This is a genomic window from Sphingomonas mollis (assembly GCF_016427505.1).
Taxonomy (GTDB): domain Bacteria; phylum Pseudomonadota; class Alphaproteobacteria; order Sphingomonadales; family Sphingomonadaceae; genus Sphingomonas; species Sphingomonas mollis.
The window spans coordinates 358558-376424 of record NZ_JAELXS010000003.1 but is presented as its reverse complement, the minus strand read 5'-3'; the positions used below and the strand labels follow the sequence as shown (position 1 = coordinate 376424).

The following is a 17867-nucleotide window of genomic DNA, read 5'->3' as shown; positions in this document are numbered from 1 at the left end:
TGAAATGTTGACTTTCTGACGCCGCTTCATCATTAGCCGCCCGTCCGCGTCGTTCCGCATCAGGAATGGCGCGTTACTGTTTTGAAAGGTCTCGTCCATGAAGGCGCTCATGAAGACCACCAAGTCGGTCAAGCCGCACGAAGTGGAAAAGAAGTGGCATATCGTTGACGCCACCGACCTGGTGGTCGGTCGCGCCGCCGTGGTGATCGCCAACGTCCTGCGCGGCAAGCACAAGACGTCGTTCACCCCGCACGTCGATTGCGGCGACAACGTCGTTGTCATCAATGCCGACAAGATCCGCTTCACCGGCAACAAGGCCGCTAAGAAGATCTATTACAAGCACACCGGTTATGCCGGCGGCATCAAGGGCGTCACCGCCGCCAAGGTCCTCGAAGGTCGCTTCCCGGAGCGCGTGCTGGAAAAGGCCGTCGAGCGCATGATCCCGCGCGGTCCCCTCGGCCGTGACCAGATGCGCAACCTGCGCATCTTCAAGGGCACCGAGCATCCGCACACCGCCCAGAACCCCGAGGCTCTCGACATCGCCGGCATGAGCCGCAAGAACAAGGTGGGCGCATAATGTCCGACAACCGCCAGTCCCTCGCCGATCTGGGTTCGGCGCTGAGCCAGCAGGCTGCCGCCGCTGCCAACCCCGATGCCGCCCCGGTCGAGATCAACGGCCAGGTCGGCGACAGCGGCCCGGCACGCGAGCCTGCCCCCCTGCGCGAACAGATCATCGACAGCCTCGGCCGCGCCTATGCGACCGGCCGTCGTAAGGATGCCGTCGCACGCGTCTGGCTGAAGCCGGGTTCGGGCAAGATCACGATCAACGGTCGCGATCAGGAAGTGTACTTCGCCCGCCCGACCCTGCGCCTCGTCATCAACCAGGTGTTCGGCATCGCCGAGCGCGAGGGCCAGTACGACGTCATCTGCACCGTCAAGGGTGGTGGCCTGTCGGGTCAGGCCGGCGCCGTGAAGCACGGCATCAGCCAGGCGATCACGCGTTACGAGCCGATCCTGCGCGCCCCCGTGAAGGCCGCCGGCTTCCTGACCCGCGACAGCCGCACCGTCGAGCGCAAGAAGTACGGCCGCGCCAAGGCACGCCGCAGCTTCCAGTTCTCGAAGCGCTGATCGAATCGCTTCGCCTGCCGCCTTCGGGGGGCGGGCGATGGTGGCTCTATACTGCCGAAAGCGTCCGGACGGGTTGCCGTCAGGGCGCTTTTTGCTGTCCGCGCCTCCTCCACGACCAGCCGGTTCGGCGCCGCGATTTCGATCCGGCATGGACCGCCACCGATACCGGCCATGGAACCCGTTGACGCATAATGGGTTTCCCGGTCCTGCATATCATCTTGCAATTCCGACCCGCCGATAATCAAACAAGTCATCGCCCTCCTCGCAGAATTAATGTATATGAATACTTGACGAGTCGATTGGTTAGCAGCGATCTACGAAGTTAATATTTGTAATCCTGCCAGCTCTACTGATCCTCGTTCTGTACTGTTGCGTGACGATGATAACGCCGGGCGGAAAAGACCCGCGACAAGCGGGCCTGTTCTGTCGCGGCATCGACAGGAGGGATCAGATCATGGCGACGACACCCGTTTCCGGCGTGGGCACCGGCGATTCATTGACCAGCAGCATCGACGAGATGCTGCTCGCCGCGCTCGACCGGCCCGACGACAGCCAGCGGACCGGCCGCTACATCGTCACCTACAAGGAAGGTGCCGGGGCGGAAGGGTTAGAGACGTTGCGCAGCATGGGGATGCGCACCGCGGATGCCCGCGACTTCACCGATCAGGCGGTTGGCCTGCAGGATGTCGGCGATGCCGATGCGCTGGTGCTGCCGGAGATCGGCGTGGCGATCGTGTCCGGCCCCGCGCTGGCGGAAAGCAGCCTGAACGTGCAGGACGAGATCGCGAGCGACAGTCCGATCGACATCGTCGAACCCGAATATTTCGTTTTCAGCGACGTCGTCGCGGACGATTACCTGCGCGGTTTCCGCCGGGCGGTGGAGGTGATCGCCGCCGATCTGGGCAGCGGCGGCGGCGGCAGCGGTCCGAAGGAGTTCGATACTGATCCCGACATCGAATCGCTCGGCGTGACATGGGGGCTGGCCGCCTGCCGCGTGCCGCAGAGCACTGCCAGCGGTGCGGGCATCCGCGTCGCGGTGCTCGATACCGGCATGGATCTGGGTCATCCCGATTTCGTCGGGCGCGGCTTCGCCACCAACACCTTCGTGGGCCAGCCGGTGCAGGATCTTCACAGCCACGGCACCCATTGCATCGGCACGTCGTGCGGGCCGTTCTCGCCGCCGGGATCGACGCCACGCTACGGTATCGCACACCGTGCCTCGATCTTCGTCGGCAAAGTGCTGTCTAATTCGGGATCGGGCGCGACGGGCAGCGTGCTGGCGGGGATGAACTGGGCGATCGCCAATCGCTGCGCGGTGATCTCGATGTCGCTGGGGTCGCAGTCGCCGGTGCAGGCCGCCTATACCGCCGCGGGGCAGGCAGCGCTGAACGCCGGCTGCCTCATCATCGCCGCGGCGGGCAATGCGGCGTCGAACACGGGATCGCCCGCCAATTCGCCGACGATCATGTCGGTCGCCTCGCTCGACGCCAATCTGGCACCGTCCAGCTTCTCGAACTTTGGGAAGATCGACATCTCCGGGCCGGGCCGCGACGTCTATTCCTCGGTGCCGCGGCCGACGCGCTACGGTGTGAAGAGCGGCACCAGCATGGCAACGCCGCATGTCGCGGGCTGCGCGGCACTGTGGGCGCAGACCAATGCCGGCCTGCGCGGGCTGGCGCTGCGCAACCGGCTGATTGCCACGGCGCGGCGCCTGCCATATCCTCCCTCCCGGGTCGGCGCGGGTCTGGTGCAGGCACCCGCCTGAACCGCCGCCCGAATCCTTGGACAAGGAACACGGTCATGACCGACGTCAGGAACTGGGTCGTGACGCTGGCCGAGGGCGACGATGCCGCTGCGGTGGCATCGTCGCTGGAAACCGCCGGTTTCCGGATCGACCAGCGGCTGGCGGAGATCGGCGTCATCACCGGCCGGTCGACCGCCGAGGTAGCGGAACGCGCTCGCGCGCTGCCGGGCATCGTGGATGTCGCACCGGAAGATGTGGTCGACATCGGTCCGCCGGATGCGCCGACCACATGGTAGCACGCAACGATCTGTCAACCTTCTCCGGTTAGGGTCGGCGCGATCGCCGCATGGGTCCGAAGGGGCCGGCGTACCGATGCCGGGGACCCCCAGATGACCGATCAGCACGGATCGACGGCCAGTTTCGACAGCGGCGATGCCTTGCCGGGCGCGACGATATTGCCGGCCGCAGCTGTCCTCGCCCCCGCGCTGCTGCTGGCGGCCTGTGGCGGGGGCGGCAACGATCCGACCGCCGGTACGACCACCGCCGCGCCCGCCCCGGTCGTCGTCGTCCGTACCGCCCCGACCTCCGCACAGGCCAGCCGCTTCCTCGCGCAATCGACGATGGGTGCGACGAAGGCGTCGATCGCCGACGTGATCGACAAGGGCTACGAAGCGTGGATCACCGCGCAGTTCGCCCTGGCCCGCGCGACCTCGCATTGGGACTGGCTGGTCGCCAACGGCTACAATGTCGCCGGCAACATCAACAACACCGCCGGCTTCGACACCACCATGTGGCGGCAACTGATCGTCGAGCCGGATCAGTTGCGCCAGCGCGTCGGCATGGCGTTGCTCGACATGCTGGTCGTCGGCATCGATACGGTGAACCTCAACTGGAAACAGTTCGCGGCCGCCGCCTATGTCGATCTGCTGCTCGACAACGCCTTCGGCAATTACCGCACACTCATGGACGCGATCACCACCAGCGCGGCGATGGGATCGTTCCTCACCTTCCTCGGCAATCGCAAGGCAAACGCCACCACCGGCGCGGCGCCGGACGAGAATTACGCGCGCGAGCTGATGCAGTTGTTCACGCTCGGCCTTTATCAATTGAACATGGACGGCAGCGTGAAGGGCGGCTCGACCCCGCTCGACACCTATACGCAGGCCGATGTCGCCGGCCTCGCCCGCATCTTCACCGGCCTGTCGCTGGCCACCAATATCAGCACCACGCCCGATCGTTACCGCCAGCCGCTGGTCATGAACGCCGCGATCAACGAGACGGGCAGCGCCAGCTTCCTCGGCATTAGCGCGTCGGGCGGCGGGATGGCGGCGATCAAGACCGCGCTCGATGCGATCTTCGCCCATCCCAACGTGCCGCCCTTCGTGTCGAAGCAACTGATCCAGCGCCTCGTCACCTCCAATCCCTCGCCCGCCTATGTCGGCCGCGTCGCCGCCAGGTTCGCCGACAACGGCAGCGGCGTGCGCGGTGACATGAAGGCGGTCGTCACCGCGATCCTGCTCGATACCGAGGCGCGCAGCGACACCGCGCTCACCACCGCCACCGCCGGCAAGCTGCGCGAACCGGTGATGCGTCTCACCGCCTGGGCCCGCGCCTTCGCCGTCACCTCGCCCTCCAACGCGTGGAGCTTCGGCGACACCAGCAGCCAGTCGACCCGGCTCGCCCAGTCGATGGGCCGCAGCCAGACCGTCTTCAACTTCTTCCGCCCCGGCTATTCCCCCCCCGCCAGCGCGATCGCCAGCGCCGGCCTCGTCGCGCCGGAATTCCAGATCACCAACGAGCAGTCCGTCGTCGGTTATGTGAACTACATGTACGGCCTCGTCGCCAACGGCGCGGGCGATGCCAAGGCGGACTACACCGATATCCTGCTGAAGGCCGCCGACACGGCCGCGCTGGTGGACGAGGTGAACCTGCTCCTCGCCGCCGGACAATTGTCCGCCACCACCCTCGCCGCGATCCGCACCGCGGTCGACAGCGTGGCCGCCACCGCCACCGGCGGCCCGACCAACCGCGTGGGGATCGCGATCATGCTGACGCTCGCCGCCCCCGAATTCCTGACGGTGAAGTGATGAGCTGCTTCGATCACGACCAGTCCCGCCGCGCCTTCCTGAAGCGGTCCGGCGCGCTCGGGATGGCCGGCGTCGCCGCGCCCTTCGTCACCAGTCTGGGCGCGATCGGCGAGGCGGCCGCCGCCACCGCCACCGATTACAAGGCGCTGGTCTGCATCTTCCTGTACGGCGGCAACGATTACGCCAACACGCTGACCCCCTACGACCAGGCCAGCTACGATCAATACCGCGCCGCGCGCAGCAACATCGCCCACACCCGCGAATCGCTCGCCGCTACGCTGCTTAGCCCCACCGAGGCGCTGACCGGCGGCCGCCAATATGCGCTGGCGCCGACGATGACCTCGCTGATGCCGCTGTTCGCCGGCGGCCAGCTCGCCCCGATCCTGAACGTCGGCACCCTCGTCCAGCCGACCACCAAGGCGCAGTATCAGGCGAATTCGGTCCGCCTGCCGCCCAAGCTGTTCAGCCACAACGACCAGCAAAGCTATTTCCAGGCGTCCAGCCCGGAAGGCGCGACGTCCGGCTGGGGCGGTCGCATCGGCGATGTGTTCCAGAACGGCAACGGCACCGCCGCACTCACCTGCATCAACGCCAGCGGCAATGCGGTGTACCTGACCGGCCGCAATGCCGTGCAATATTCGGTCGGCACCGGCGGCCCGATCGCGCTGCTGAACAACGCGAAGACGATGTACGGTTCCGCCGCCGCCGCCACCACGCTGCGCACCCTGATGACCACCGCCCCCGGCAGCCTGCTGGGCGACGAACACGCCCGCGTCTCGAAACGCGCGCTCGACACCTACGCGCAGGTCGCCGGTGCGCTGGCCGGCGCCCCCGCCGTCGGTTTCCCGCTGTTCCCCACCGGCAACAGCCTCGCCGACCAGTTGAAGATGGTCGCTCGCCTGATCTCCGTCTCGTCGGAACTGGGCGTGAAGCGGCAGGTGTTCTTCGTCTCGCTCGGCGGCTTCGACCTGCACGACAACCTCGTCGCGCAGCATCCCGGCCTGATGGCGAAGGTCGCCGACGGGATGAAGGCGTTCTACGACACCACCGTCGCGCTGGGCGTCGCCGACCGCGTCACCAGCTTCACCGCGTCCGATTTCGGCCGCACGCTGCAATCCAACGACGACGGGTCGGATCATGGCTGGGGATCGATGCACTTCGCGATGGGCGGCGCGGTGCGCGGCAAGCGCTTCTATGGCACACCGCCCGCGATCGGCAACGGTACCGCCGACGATGTCGGGCAGGGCCGCCTGCTTCCGACCATCGCGGTCGATCAATATGCCGCCACCCTCGCAAACTGGTTCGGCGTGTCCGACACCGATCTGCCCACCGTCCTGCCCAACATCGGCAACTATAACCGCTCCGCCTGGAAACTCGGCTTCGTCTGACGAATCGCATCCGATCGGGCCGATCCGAGACATAGCGATGGCGCGTCGCCCCCGGCTCGCGCTATGAGCGCTGCCACCGTGCCTGATTCCTCCCTCACCCTGAGCGCCCCGATCGACGAAGACGACGCGCCCGACATCGCGACCGCCGACCCGCTGGCGCGCGAAACCGCCGGCGCGCAGACGCTGTTCCGCGGCCTCGACATCCTCGAACTCGTCGCCATGCGCCCGATGACCGCCGCCGACGTGATCCGCGAAACCGGCCTCACCCGTGCCACCGCCGCGCGCTTCATCGCCGCGCTCGTCGCCCGCCAGATGCTCGGCCGCGGGGCGGACGGCACGCTGCGCCTCGGCCCCCGCCTGATGTACGCCGCCTCGCGCGCCGCCGAGCAGGTCAACATCCTGAGCATCTGCCGCCCCTATTTCGAACGCTTCGTCATGACCGAGGGGTTGAGCATCTTCCTCGGCCGCCGCGACGGCGATTTCTCGGTGCATCTCGACCGGCATTCGGGCCGCGAGCATGTCGGCGTCTCCACCCGCCCGGGCGACCGTCGCGCCCTGCCCGACACCGGCATGGGCAAGGCGCTGATGCTCGACGACGATCCCGCCACCTGGACCCGCCTGTTCGTGGAGGGCGGCGACCGCCACACCACCCCCGGCTGGGAGGCGCGGATGCACGAGCATGTCCGCACCGGCGTCGTCATTCAGCAGGGTCCCCCGCCCGACCGCATCCGCTCCGTCGCCGCGCCGATCCGCGACGCCGCCGGCCGCATCGTCGCCGCGATCAGCGTCGCCACCGCCGCACAGAATCTCGACGACGCCGCGATGGCCGCGCTTGCTCCCCGCGTCCTCGACATCGCCGCCGCGATCAGCGGCGAACTCGGCTGGGTGCCTACCCGCTAAGGGGAACGCCGCACCCGCCCCTGTCCTACAGCCAACCAGATAGGTTAGTACCCGCGGTCATGATAGACCGCACCCCCACTCCGCGCGACCAGCGCCCCTCGCTGCCGGCCTTCGATCCGGTCCCCCGCCGCAAGCCCCGCCACGACGGCTGGACACCCGCCCGCCAGGTCGCCTTCATCGAGGCGCTGGCCGATACCGGCTCCGTCACCCGCGCCGCCGCACAGGTCAACATGAGCAGCGAGAGCGCCTATTACCTCCGCCGCCAACCCGGCGCGGAAGGGTTCGCCCGCGCCTGGGAAGCCGCGCTCGACATGGGCGTCCTCCGCCTGAAGGACGAGGCGTTCGACCGCGCCCTGAACGGTCAGCTCGTCCCCGTCATCGCCGGCGGCCAATTGCTCGGGTATCGCCGCCGCAAGAACGACCGCCTCATCATGTTCATCCTGCGCCACTACGGCGCCCGCCCCCAATCGGGCAGCTTCCGCCCCGCCCGCCCCACACAGGTCGAGGCGCCCGCCGACGACGCGCCCGCCAACACCCTGATCGCCGCGTTCGAGGGCCTCGACCTCGACGACGCCGCGCAGGACCAGATCGCCGCCATCCTCACCGCCTGCGCCGCGCGCAGCCGGGCGACGGCCCCGCCCGATAACCCCGCCATCGCCTTCGTCCCGTCGGATGCGATGCCCGATGACCATCCGGACGCCATCGAACCCGCCGAAGCGCTCCTCTTCGAAGAGCCTGCTGACGCCACCCCCGGCGACGAAAGCTGGCAAACCCTTGACCTGCCCGACCAGCGCGACGCTATCGCCAACGCCGTCGCCGCGATCGCCGCCAGCAAGGCGAGCGGCGAATGGAACCGTCAGCGAGAAGCGGACAAGGCGGCATGGGAAGCCGGCGCCGCCAAACGCGACCGCGACGCCCGCTTCGCCCTGTTCATGGCATCAGGCCGGCCGCCGGATGAGTGGAAGGGGTAATCCGGCCCCCGTCCGGCACCAGCAGGAAACGATCTACCCCCCTTCGCCTTAGCGGAATCAATAGCACATATTAAATACAGTCGTCGGCGGGATTGTAGGCCGATTCGTCGCCGTTATGCTCGATGTTGCGGCAAGGAGCGCGCTGATATGGCTGAAAACGAGCTCACGAAATTTATTGATGGTCGAAAGCAAATATTTGATCGCATTGGAGCGCGATTGGCAGCTGCCGGGAAAACTTCATCTTTTAAGCTGCGGCTCCGGGTACGCTTCGGCAGCAAGCTCAACACCGATGAGAAATCCCTTAAGCTGACGTTTAAAGGACGAAGAGTTTGGCTTCATCCTCGACAACGCGAACAATCCCTCGGCACGGATGCCTGGGTTGTGTTCTCAGCGACTAGATTTCCGACGCTGGAGGCTGCTACTCAGTTTGGGCAGGAACTACAGCGCTCCCTCTCGATCATCTGCGCGCTTCGTGGATTGCCTGTGGACGTCGGCGGTGACAATCGTCCCACCGGCCAGTTCTGCAATGAAATCAAAGAGGCAGTGCTTCGCGACACTGGCGTCTGGTTGCGAGATGATGTTCACGGCTTAGATGTTTATCCAGCGACAGTCACGTCCCGTATCATAACCGTGGAGGGCAATCTTACAATAAAATTTGTGATTGAACCTTACATCGATGCAATGAACCAATCTGCCAAACAGATTAACAGACTTAGCGAGGCAGGCTTTCTATCCTGTGAGCTGTTGAACGCCGCAATGATGAGCAACCACCCTGTCGCAGCCGCAACTCTCTCGTTAGCGGCGGTAGAATTGCTTGCCGTCAACGAAAAACGAAGCTCTAAGCAGAAGGAATGGATCAAGAAAATACGCGACAGCTTAGAGACGGACGCCACGATCATCGAGGCTGATAAGGTTGTTTTACGAAAAGCTGTTGCCGGCATGTTCAACATAGGGATTTCAGATCGCGTCAAGAAGATGTTGGCCCGCTTGGGCATGGAGGATCGCGCCGATGATTGGGATCGCATATATAAATTACGTAGCGCGCTGTTCCACGGGGTACGTCGCCTCACCCAAAGCGAAATTATTAGCTTGGGCTCTGAGGCCCCGACTCTCTCGCGGCAAATCATGCGTCGATACTTAGAAGATCAAGTAGGAGAGCTTCCGCAATAGCTCGCTACTGTCGGATTGTCCGCTACTGAGCGAACATTGCCAATCTTAGGGGAATGTAGGTCCGCTCCACACAATCACGCGCTACCGCCTCACCACACGGTATGAAGGTCGAGCCTTGAGATTTCACTCACCCTCAGCGACGAAGATTGCCGAAAATAGTATCAAGCGGATTCCCGCCACCGCTACCGCCGATCAGGCCACCCAATCCCCCCAGACTGCCAAGCCCACCGGCGGCACCGGCGTTCTGATTGCCAGCACCACCACCCAGCACCGATGCCAGAATACCACCCAGCCCGCCGCCCCCGCCGCCGCCACTGGTCGCCAGATGCCGCGCGACCATCGCCGCGACGATCGGCAGCATCGCCTTCAGGATCGTCTGCGACACGCCCGTCTCGCCTGCTGCCTGATCGGCGACCTGCCGGCTCACATCCTTGCTGCCGAAGATGCGGCCGAGGATATCGTTGCCCGCATCCGTCGTCGGCTGATCGACCGCCCCCGCCGCCTGCGCGACCGAGGAGGGATCGCCCGCCGCCGCCTGATTCTGAAAACCGCCCAGCACCGACGGCATCAGCGTGGACAGTGCCGATCGCGCCTGATCCGGGCTGATCCCGAACTGCGCCGCCAGCGCATCGACGTTCATCCCGCTCGATCCGAGTATCTGGTCCAGTCCCTGCACGTCTCGTCTCCCTCGGGAGGGCGGCACACGCCACCCGGTCGATACCGCAGCGCGTCAGTCATCCCGTCGTTCCGTCCAAAGTCAGGAATGTTTCAAAAACATGTGTTGCCTCCTCCCCTCCCGCTCGCGGGAGGGGTCGGGGGTGAGCCTGTCCGCAAATGATGCGCGATGTGAGAGGCTCGTCCCCAACCCCACGCCGCGGCGAAGCCGCGTCGTCGATCGACACGGGCGAGGACAGGCTCGCCCGGCCGTCGGCCGGCGCGACGCTGATCCTCGTCCAACTCGGCGATTGCTGCGCAATCCCCTCCTTGGCCTCAGGCGTCGTCGCCCATCCTGAGCGCCGCAATAAACGCCTCCTGCGGAATGCTCACCGAGCCATATTCCCGCATCTTCGCCTTGCCCTTCTTCTGCTTCTCCAGCAGCTTCTTCTTGCGGGTCGCGTCGCCGCCATAGCATTTGGCGGTCACGTCCTTGCGCATCGCGCTGATCGTCTCGCGCGCGATCACCTTGCCGCCGATCGCCGCCTGGATCGGGATCTTGAACAGGTGGCGGGGGATCAGGTCCTTCAGCCGCTCGACCATGCCGCGCCCGCGAATCTCGGCCGTGCCGCGATGGACGATCATGCTCAGCGCATCGACCGGCTCCTCGTTGACGAGGATGCTCATCTTGACGAGATCACCCTCGCGATAGCCGATCTGGGTGTAGTCGAAGCTGGCATAGCCCTTCGACAGCGATTTCAGCCGGTCATAGAAATCGAACACCACCTCGTTCAGCGGCAGTTCGTACGTCGCCTGCGCGCGGCCGCCGACATAGGTCAGGTTCTTCTGGATGCCGCGCCGGTCCTGACACAGCTTCAGGATGCTGCCGAGATATTCGTCGGGGACATAGATCGTCGCCTGAATCCACGGCTCGCTGATCGTCGCGATCTTGTTGGGATCGGGCATGTCGGCGGGGTTGTGCAGGTCGATCTGCGTGATCCCCGCCGGGTCGGGATGGGTGAATTCGATCTGGTATACCACCGACGGCGCGGTGGTGATGAGGTCCAGGTCGTATTCGCGCGTCAGGCGTTCCTGGATGATCTCCAGATGCAGCAGGCCCAGGAACCCGCAGCGGAACCCGAAGCCCAGTGCGGCCGACGTCTCCATCTCGAAACTGAACGACGCATCGTTCAGTCGCAGCTTGCTGATCGATTCGCGCAGCTTCTCGAAGTCGTTGGCGTCGACCGGGAACAACCCGCAGAACACCACCGGCTGCACTTCCTTGAAGCCTTCCAGCGCGTGCTCCGCCGGGCGCTTCGCGTCGGTCAGCGTGTCGCCGACGCGCGCCTGCGCCACGTCCTTGATCTGCGCGGTGATGAAGCCGATCTCACCAGTGCCCAGTTCCTGCAACTGCTCGATCTTCGGCCGGAAACAGCCGACCCGGTCGACCAGATGGGTGGTGCCCGCCTGCATGAACTTGATCTGCTGCCCGCGCTTCAACACGCCGTCGATCACGCGGATCAGGATGACGACGCCCAGATACGGGTCGTACCAGCTATCCACCAGCATCGCCTTCAGCGGCGCGGCCGCATCGCCCTTGGGCGGCGGGATCTTGGTCACGATCGCTTCCAGTATCTCGGCGATGCCGATCCCCGATTTCGCGGATGCCATCACCGCCTCGGACGCGTCGATGCCGATCACGTCCTCGATTTCCTTGCGGACTTTCTCGGGCTCGGCGGCGGGCAGGTCGATCTTGTTGATGACCGGCACGATCTCGTGGTCGTGCTCGATCGACTGGTACACATTGGCCAGCGTCTGCGCCTCGACCCCCTGCGCCGCGTCCACGACCAGCAACGCGCCCTCGCACGCGGCCAGCGACCGGCTGACCTCGTACGCGAAGTCGACATGCCCCGGCGTGTCCATCAGGTTCAGGACGTAATCCAGCCCGTCCTTCGCCTGATAGGCCAGACGCACCGTCTGGGCCTTGATCGTGATCCCCCGCTCCTTCTCGATGTCCATGTTATCAAGGACTTGCTCGCTCATCTCGCGCGCCGTCAGCCCGCCCGTCTGTTGGATCAGCCGGTCGGCCAGCGTCGACTTGCCATGGTCGATATGCGCGATGATGGAGAAGTTGCGGATGCGGGAAAGGTCGGTAGCCATATTGTCACCGCCCCTAGCAGGGGAAACGCCTCAAGCCAAAGCGGCTTCGATCGCCGCCCTCGCCGCATCGTATCGCGCCTCGCCCGATCCCCGGATCGTGACGTACGCCAGCCCCCGCTCTTCCAGCACTGCCACCGACGCCGCCATGAACCGCGCCCGCGCTTCGACGCTACCGAACAGCCGCGTGCCGTCGTCCACCCAGGGCAGGTCGATGTCGAACAGCAGGTACAGGTCCGCCGTCCCCGTCCACGCATCGAACCACGGGTCGCGCCGCCCGAACAACATGGCCGCCCACGCCGCCGTCATCAGCGGATCGGTGTCGAGGATCACCGGATGCGGCCCCGTCGCGATCGCCCCCCGCGCCAGCCGGTCATGCCCCTCGGCGATGGCGACCAGATCGGCCACCGCGAAGTCGGTGCCGTGCGCCTCGGCATAGTCCCGGCCATATTCGGCGACGTAGGGGGTCCCGAGCCACGCCGCGAGCCGTGGCCCGACCGTCGACTTGCCGGTGCTCTCCGGCCCATGCAGGCACACCGACCGGATCGTCATGCCCGCCGTCGCCAATCGATCAGTCCCCAGGTCGCCAGGATCAGGAACACGGCGTACAGCACCGCCGTCAGCCACAGCCCCTTGATGACGTATAGCCCGATCGACCCGATATCGACCGCGATCCACAGCACCCAGTTCTCCCATTTGCGCTTAGCCATCAGCCATTGCGCGGCGATGCTGGCGGCGGCCAGCGCCGCGTCCCACCATGGCATGCTGGCATCGGTGAAGCGGTGCATCCCCGTTCCCCAGATCGCAGCGGCCAGCGCGATGCCGGTCAGCCACCCGATCCGCGCGGGCCATGTCATCGCCTCGACCATCACCTGCCCCGCCACCGCCCGGTTGCGCGTCCACGCAACCCAGCCATAGCCGTTCACGACAATGAAGAACCCCTGCAACAACGTGTCGCTGTACAGTCGCGCCTCGGCGAACACGACGGCATAGACCGCGACCGTCGCGATCCCGAACGGATAGTTCCAGATGCTCCGGCGCACGACCAGCGTCACATTGATTACACCCAGCACGAAGGCGACAGCTTCAAGATCGTTCACGCGCCCGCCCCTAATGCCAATGACCGGCAATACCAATGGGCCGCCGATCGGCCGGCGCGATGCGCGAATGCCGAAATGACACATGACGCTTGCGTCCGTCGGGGACGCTGGGTATAGGCGCGCCTCCAAGCACGGTCGGCCTTTTTCGAAGCGCCTGCCGCACTCCGTCGGGGAGTAGCTCAGCCTGGTAGAGCACTGTCTTCGGGAGGCAGGGGCCGGAGGTTCGAATCCTCTCTTCCCGACCATATCTTACACATCACTCGATCTTATCGATCACGCCTTCGCCGGATCGGCCCAGGTTCGCGAACCAGTCCGCATAGGGCGTGTTGCGCGCCATATGCCGGTTTAGATCGGGTGCGCCGTCCTGCCACCACACCGGCCCGCGTTCGCCCAGCGCCCGCTTTGCCTCGTCGACGGCCGCACGAGCCGATCGTTCGGCGAGCAGCGTCTCCGCCCGCTTGGCGATGCCGACCGCACGCCGGGCGCGCATCAGTTCGTCGACCAGCCTTTGTCGTTCGACCTCCGACAGGCTGGGATCAGCCATCCGCCACAACCGCCCCCGCACCACGAAATAGCGGCCGTCCGGCGTCACCGGATAACCGCTGGCGCCCTGGACGCTGTTAGCCGGCAACGGACAGTTCCTCCGCCAGCGTCCGGGCGGCCTGCCCCACGGCCAGCCAGTGACGGCGCTCGTCCTCGGCATCGGCCAGCGCGCGATGAACAGGGATCTGGCCGGGTGCACGGACCTCGATCAGCGCAAGCAGATCACCGACCGTCGCGGCCAGCCGGTCCGCCGGCACGACCGGCGCGAGGATCGCGGTAGCGCGTTCGCGCTGCGCATCGTCGCTGTCGCTCAGACGCAACGTGTGGCGATCGAACCCGGCGGCACGAAGCAGGGCGCTGAGCCATCTACCGTCCCATGACGGCGCGCTGGCCAACAGGTCATGCCCCGTCAGTTCCGCCACCATCCGCCGCGCGACCACGTCATGCGCGGTCCCGTCACGCAGCAGCCGGTCGCGCGGGATATGGTGGATCGCCTCGGCCGCGTCATCCCAATCGGTCCATGAGGGCGCCGGGCGGATCAAATGCGCCTCGGACCGGCCGTCCTCGAACACCCAGGCCACTTCGATCGGCACACCTCGTTTCCCGAGTGACGAGGCTTCGAAGTCGAGGAACACCAGCATCGTGCCACAACGCAAGATAGCGCCGAACGAGCCGAACCGATCCCGATAACGCGCTATCCGTCCGTCACGGCGCGGCGGATATCGTCACCGGTCCGATCAATCCCGATGGCCGCAGCGGCGCAGCGGCGCGATAGGTCGGAAGCGAGGTGAACGTCGTCTTCACCGCACCCGGCTGCGCGTCACCGATCAGGCGATTGACCCACAGATTCGCGACCCGCACCTCGATCCGGTTGCGTCCGCGTCGTGCGGCAGTGCCGAGATCGAGGCGATAGGGTACGTGCCAGGCGGTGCCGACCGACTGGCCATTGACGCGCACCTCGGCCACATCGCCGATCCTGCCGAGATCGAGCATCAACCGCCCCTTCACCACCGGCAGCGTGACATCGGCGGTGTAGGTCGCGACGCCCGAAAAGTAACGGACCTTTGGATCGGTCTGGCTATCGAGCGGCGCGAGCGTCGGCAATCGCAGCGCGGCGGGCGCGCCGCGACCGGGCTGGAAGGTCACCGTCCACGGTCCATCGATCCGCGCGACGGTCGAGGCTGCCGGTGCTGCTACAGTGGCCGCGTTGGCGGTGGCGGGTTTGCGGAACACGACGAACACCGCCTCGCCGGCGGCGAGGTCGAGGGGAACGACGGTTCGCCCCTCCTCGATCCGATAGGATACCGCCGTCGTCCGGCCGGTGTCGGCATGCCATAGTTCGGGCACTTTACCGCTCACCCGGAAACGCGCTTCGGTCCGCTCGGCACGATCGCGGCGGTTGGAGACGAAATAGACATCGCCGTCCGTCATCGCCCGGTGGACGAAGGCGACATCGCTGTCCGGCTGGGCTTTGGCATAGGTGAAATCGGGGGCGATGCCGACGCCGGCCAGCGCCGCCTCGATATCCCGCCCGGCGACGACACGCCCCTTGCCCATCGCGCCACCGCCCCACAACCGACCGACCAACGTCCGATACGCCGCGGCGTCGTCACCCAATGCCGGCGAGCCGGTCGGTGCATCGCCGACCACCGTCGCGCCCTGTTCGACCAGCGCCGCGATCCGGCGCAGCGTCGCCAGCGTCATGCGCGCCGACGACCCGCCGAGATACAGCACCCGATATCGCGCACCACTCGGTGATACGAGGGCACCGTCCGTCACCGATAACTGCCCCGTCAGCGCATCCGCATCGACGAAGTCATAGGCGTGGGTGACCGGCACATCCGTCAACGGCGCCTGCGCATATAGCGCGGTCAGCGGCGCTTCCTCGCCGAAGAAATAGGCGACGTCGGCGACGTTGCGCCCTTGCTGCAACAAGAAGCTGGAACGGGCGATATAATCGATCCACGGCCTCGCCATCTCGGCCCAGCTTTCGTGCCGATTAAAATATTGTCCGAAGATCGCGAGGCTCAGCCCCGGCACCTTGTCGTCGACCGGCTGGTGGACGGAGGTGTGGATCACCGGGCGGTTGACGCCGTTGACGAACTCCAGATCGACGACATGTTTCAGGTCGGCCGGCGCGAACGCCCAAGGTGAAAAGGCCGACGTGAAGGATTCCGCCGCGACGACATTCTGTCCATAAAGATGCGCGACCGACGCCGCGCCGCGCAGGTCGCCGATCAACGTCGGTCGCGGCTGACCCTCGCGCGGGAACGTCCACATTGCCGCCATCGGCACGTCGGCATGGCGACGCAGTGCGATATCGTTGCCGAGCGCCGGACGGCCATCCTCCAGCGCTTCACCATAAACCTTCAGCCCATTGGCGTGCGCGACGGTGGCGACGGTGCCGTAATGCTCGCTGGCCATCAGATCGGCCAGCGTCCGCCGATAGTCATAGAGGAACGCGTCGCTCCGGCTCCGCGATCCGATGACCGCCCCGGTCAACGCCGGCATCCACGGCGTCGGATCATACCCGCGCAGTCGCCTGAACTGTTCGACCATGCGCGGCGTCCAATTGGCGTCGCCCGCCTCGAAACTGTCGGTCACGATCGCGCGCAACCCCTTTGCGCCGATCAGGTCGGCGCCGGTGGCGTCACGGTACATCCCCAGATAATGGTCGAGATAGCGCCTCACCGCGGCGGCATCGTATTTGTCGACCTCCAGCCCCGTCGCCTCGCGCGTGGCGGGGTGGTTGGTGGTGCCGAGCAACGAGGTGCCGATCCGCACGATGCGCCAGCGACCGGCCGGCGGCGTCCAGTCGAGCGATCCGTCCGGCTGCATCCGCGCGGTCAGATCGACCACCTTGGCCGGATCGACTCCGGTCAGATCGGGCACGTCCTTGCTCAGCGCATAATAGTCGCCGACGGTCGCGAACCCCGCCTTCGCCTCGAAACGATCGACCTTCGCCTCACCGCTCAGCGACAGATGCGCGATGCCGATCGTCGTGCTCGGCGGACCGCTGGGGAATACGCCCTCCATCTGCGCCCCCGGTGCCGGCGCGCCAAGGCCGATGCGCTTGGGTGCGGTGTTGGGACCGAGGACGACGCGGAAGCGGCGGGCGGTCACCTTGGCGAAGGCGATCGTCGTCGGCACGGTGCCGACCGGGAAGGTGCCGACCGCCTGCCACGCGCCGTTTCGCTCGACCTCCAGCACCGGCAGCATCTCGGGGTCGCCGAACGGCGGAAGGGCGCCGGGAATGAACAGGGTCGCCGACCGGATCGTCGTGGCGCGCGGATAGGTGAACACCAGCGTGCCGCCCGCTTTCGCCACCGCTACCTTGGTATCGGCGCGATCGTCGGCCAGCGCGGTGGCATCGACCGGCGCATCGCCGACCGTCACCACGGGCGCGACGTCAGTGACAGCGGTTGACACCGGATAGGCGAGCACCGCCACATCGGCATAGAAGCGCGGCGACGGTGGTGCCGACTTGCCCTCGAACGCGCTCAGTGGATCGTCGAACGGCAACGACTGGAACGGCCCGGTAACGCCCGGCGGCGCAACCAGCCGTCCGGCATAGCGACGACCGCCGACGATGTCGGTTTCGCTCCACACCAGTTTCTTCATGCCATCGGCGGGCGGCACCCATGGCCCGCCGGTCTCGCTCCATCCCGGCGATCCGGCGATGGCGAGTTCCAGCCCCAACCGGTCGGCGGTCGATGCGGCCAGCCGGAACGCGTGCTTCCATTCGGGCGTCATATAGGCGAGCCGCCTGTCGACGATCTGCGGCGTCATCAGCGACGCATCGAAATTCTGGACGCCGCCCAGCCCCGCGCGCTTCATCCATTCGAGATCCTTGACGATCCCGTCCTCGGTAATGTTGCCGTTCAGCCAGTGCCACCACGTGCGCGGACGGGCGCTCTGCGGCGGCTCCCTGAACCCGTTCATCAGCGGATCGCCCTGCTGCGCCCAGCCAGAGGTGGAGGCGAGCAGCGCCGCGACGGTGGCGATCAGGCGGGTGGGACGCATCA

General features: G+C 66.2%; 16 protein-coding genes and 1 tRNA gene. 10 read left to right on the top strand and 7 right to left on the bottom strand.

What is annotated here, in order from left to right; all coding sequences use genetic code 11:
* The first annotated feature begins 97 nt into the window (after positions 1-97).
* The 9 genes from rplM to JAO74_RS07535 all read left to right on the top strand — a co-directional run bounded on the left by rplM (position 98) and on the right by JAO74_RS07535 (position 9388).
* Positions 98-577: a 50S ribosomal protein L13 gene (gene rplM, locus JAO74_RS07575; RefSeq protein WP_082543510.1), complete on the top strand. Its 480-nt coding sequence runs from the start codon at positions 98-100 to the stop codon at positions 575-577.
* Positions 577-1128: a 30S ribosomal protein S9 gene (rpsI, locus tag JAO74_RS07570; RefSeq protein ID WP_199036636.1), complete on the top strand. Its 552-nt coding sequence runs from the start codon at positions 577-579 to the stop codon at positions 1126-1128. The genes rplM and rpsI overlap by 1 nt, the downstream gene beginning before the upstream one ends.
* Before the next feature lie 454 nt (positions 1129-1582).
* Positions 1583-2893 carry a S8 family serine peptidase gene (locus JAO74_RS07565; RefSeq protein WP_199036634.1) on the top strand — a complete coding sequence of 437 codons (1311 nt, stop codon included), beginning with the start codon at positions 1583-1585 and terminating at the stop codon, positions 2891-2893.
* 35 nt (positions 2894-2928) lie between these two features.
* Positions 2929-3168, top strand: coding sequence for a hypothetical protein (locus JAO74_RS07560; protein ID WP_199036632.1), 240 nt, complete (start codon positions 2929-2931; stop codon positions 3166-3168).
* Between the two features lie 93 nt (positions 3169-3261).
* Positions 3262-4959 (top strand): DUF1800 domain-containing protein, encoded by a 1698-nt coding sequence (locus tag JAO74_RS07555; protein WP_199036630.1) that lies wholly within the window; start codon positions 3262-3264, stop codon positions 4957-4959.
* The gene (locus JAO74_RS07550) at positions 4959-6347 is read left to right on the top strand and encodes a DUF1501 domain-containing protein (RefSeq protein WP_199036628.1); all 1389 of its coding nucleotides are present in this window, start codon (positions 4959-4961) and stop codon (positions 6345-6347) included. Before JAO74_RS07555 ends, JAO74_RS07550 begins: the two co-directional genes overlap by 1 nt.
* A gap of 63 nt (positions 6348-6410) precedes the next feature.
* The gene (locus JAO74_RS07545; RefSeq protein WP_199036625.1) at positions 6411-7247 is read left to right on the top strand and encodes an IclR family transcriptional regulator; all 837 of its coding nucleotides are present in this window, start codon (positions 6411-6413) and stop codon (positions 7245-7247) included.
* Between the two features lie 59 nt (positions 7248-7306).
* Positions 7307-8218: a hypothetical protein gene (locus tag JAO74_RS07540; RefSeq protein WP_199036623.1), complete on the top strand. Its 912-nt coding sequence runs from the start codon at positions 7307-7309 to the stop codon at positions 8216-8218.
* A 147-nt stretch (positions 8219-8365) separates the two neighbouring features.
* Positions 8366-9388, top strand: coding sequence for a hypothetical protein (locus JAO74_RS07535; RefSeq protein ID WP_199036621.1), 1023 nt, complete (start codon positions 8366-8368; stop codon positions 9386-9388).
* Positions 9389-9521: 133 nt separating this feature from the next.
* On the opposite strand, the gene JAO74_RS07530 is transcribed toward JAO74_RS07535, so the two are convergent.
* The 4 genes from JAO74_RS07530 to pnuC form a co-directional block, all read right to left on the bottom strand.
* On the bottom strand, positions 9522-10064 hold the full coding sequence (locus JAO74_RS07530; protein ID WP_199036619.1) for a DUF937 domain-containing protein: 543 nt from the start codon (positions 10062-10064) through the stop codon (positions 9522-9524).
* A 314-nt stretch (positions 10065-10378) separates the two neighbouring features.
* The gene (gene lepA, locus JAO74_RS07525) at positions 10379-12202 is read right to left on the bottom strand and encodes a translation elongation factor 4 (RefSeq protein WP_199036617.1); all 1824 of its coding nucleotides are present in this window, start codon (positions 12200-12202) and stop codon (positions 10379-10381) included.
* A 30-nt stretch (positions 12203-12232) separates the two neighbouring features.
* Positions 12233-12751, bottom strand: coding sequence for an AAA family ATPase (locus JAO74_RS07520; RefSeq protein ID WP_199036615.1), 519 nt, complete (start codon positions 12749-12751; stop codon positions 12233-12235).
* A complete protein-coding gene (pnuC, locus tag JAO74_RS07515) occupies positions 12748-13299 on the bottom strand; it encodes a nicotinamide riboside transporter PnuC (protein ID WP_199036613.1) in 552 nt (183 codons plus the stop codon). Before pnuC ends, JAO74_RS07520 begins: the two co-directional genes overlap by 4 nt.
* A gap of 168 nt (positions 13300-13467) precedes the next feature.
* On the opposite strand from pnuC, the gene JAO74_RS07510 reads away from it, so the two are divergent.
* Positions 13468-13544, top strand: a tRNA-Pro gene (locus tag JAO74_RS07510).
* Between the two features lie 11 nt (positions 13545-13555).
* Here the strand turns inward: JAO74_RS07510 and JAO74_RS07505 are convergent.
* The 3 genes from JAO74_RS07505 to JAO74_RS07495 all read right to left on the bottom strand — a co-directional run bounded on the left by JAO74_RS07505 (position 13556) and on the right by JAO74_RS07495 (position 17865).
* On the bottom strand, positions 13556-13843 hold the full coding sequence (locus JAO74_RS07505; protein ID WP_233150795.1) for a hypothetical protein: 288 nt from the start codon (positions 13841-13843) through the stop codon (positions 13556-13558).
* A 76-nt stretch (positions 13844-13919) separates the two neighbouring features.
* The gene (locus JAO74_RS07500) at positions 13920-14435 is read right to left on the bottom strand and encodes a transcriptional regulator (protein ID WP_332908748.1); all 516 of its coding nucleotides are present in this window, start codon (positions 14433-14435) and stop codon (positions 13920-13922) included.
* Positions 14436-14547: 112 nt separating this feature from the next.
* Entirely contained in the window at positions 14548-17865 is a 3318-nt protein-coding gene (locus JAO74_RS07495; RefSeq protein WP_199036609.1) for a glycosyl hydrolase, read from the bottom strand.
* Positions 17866-17867 lie beyond the last annotated feature (2 nt).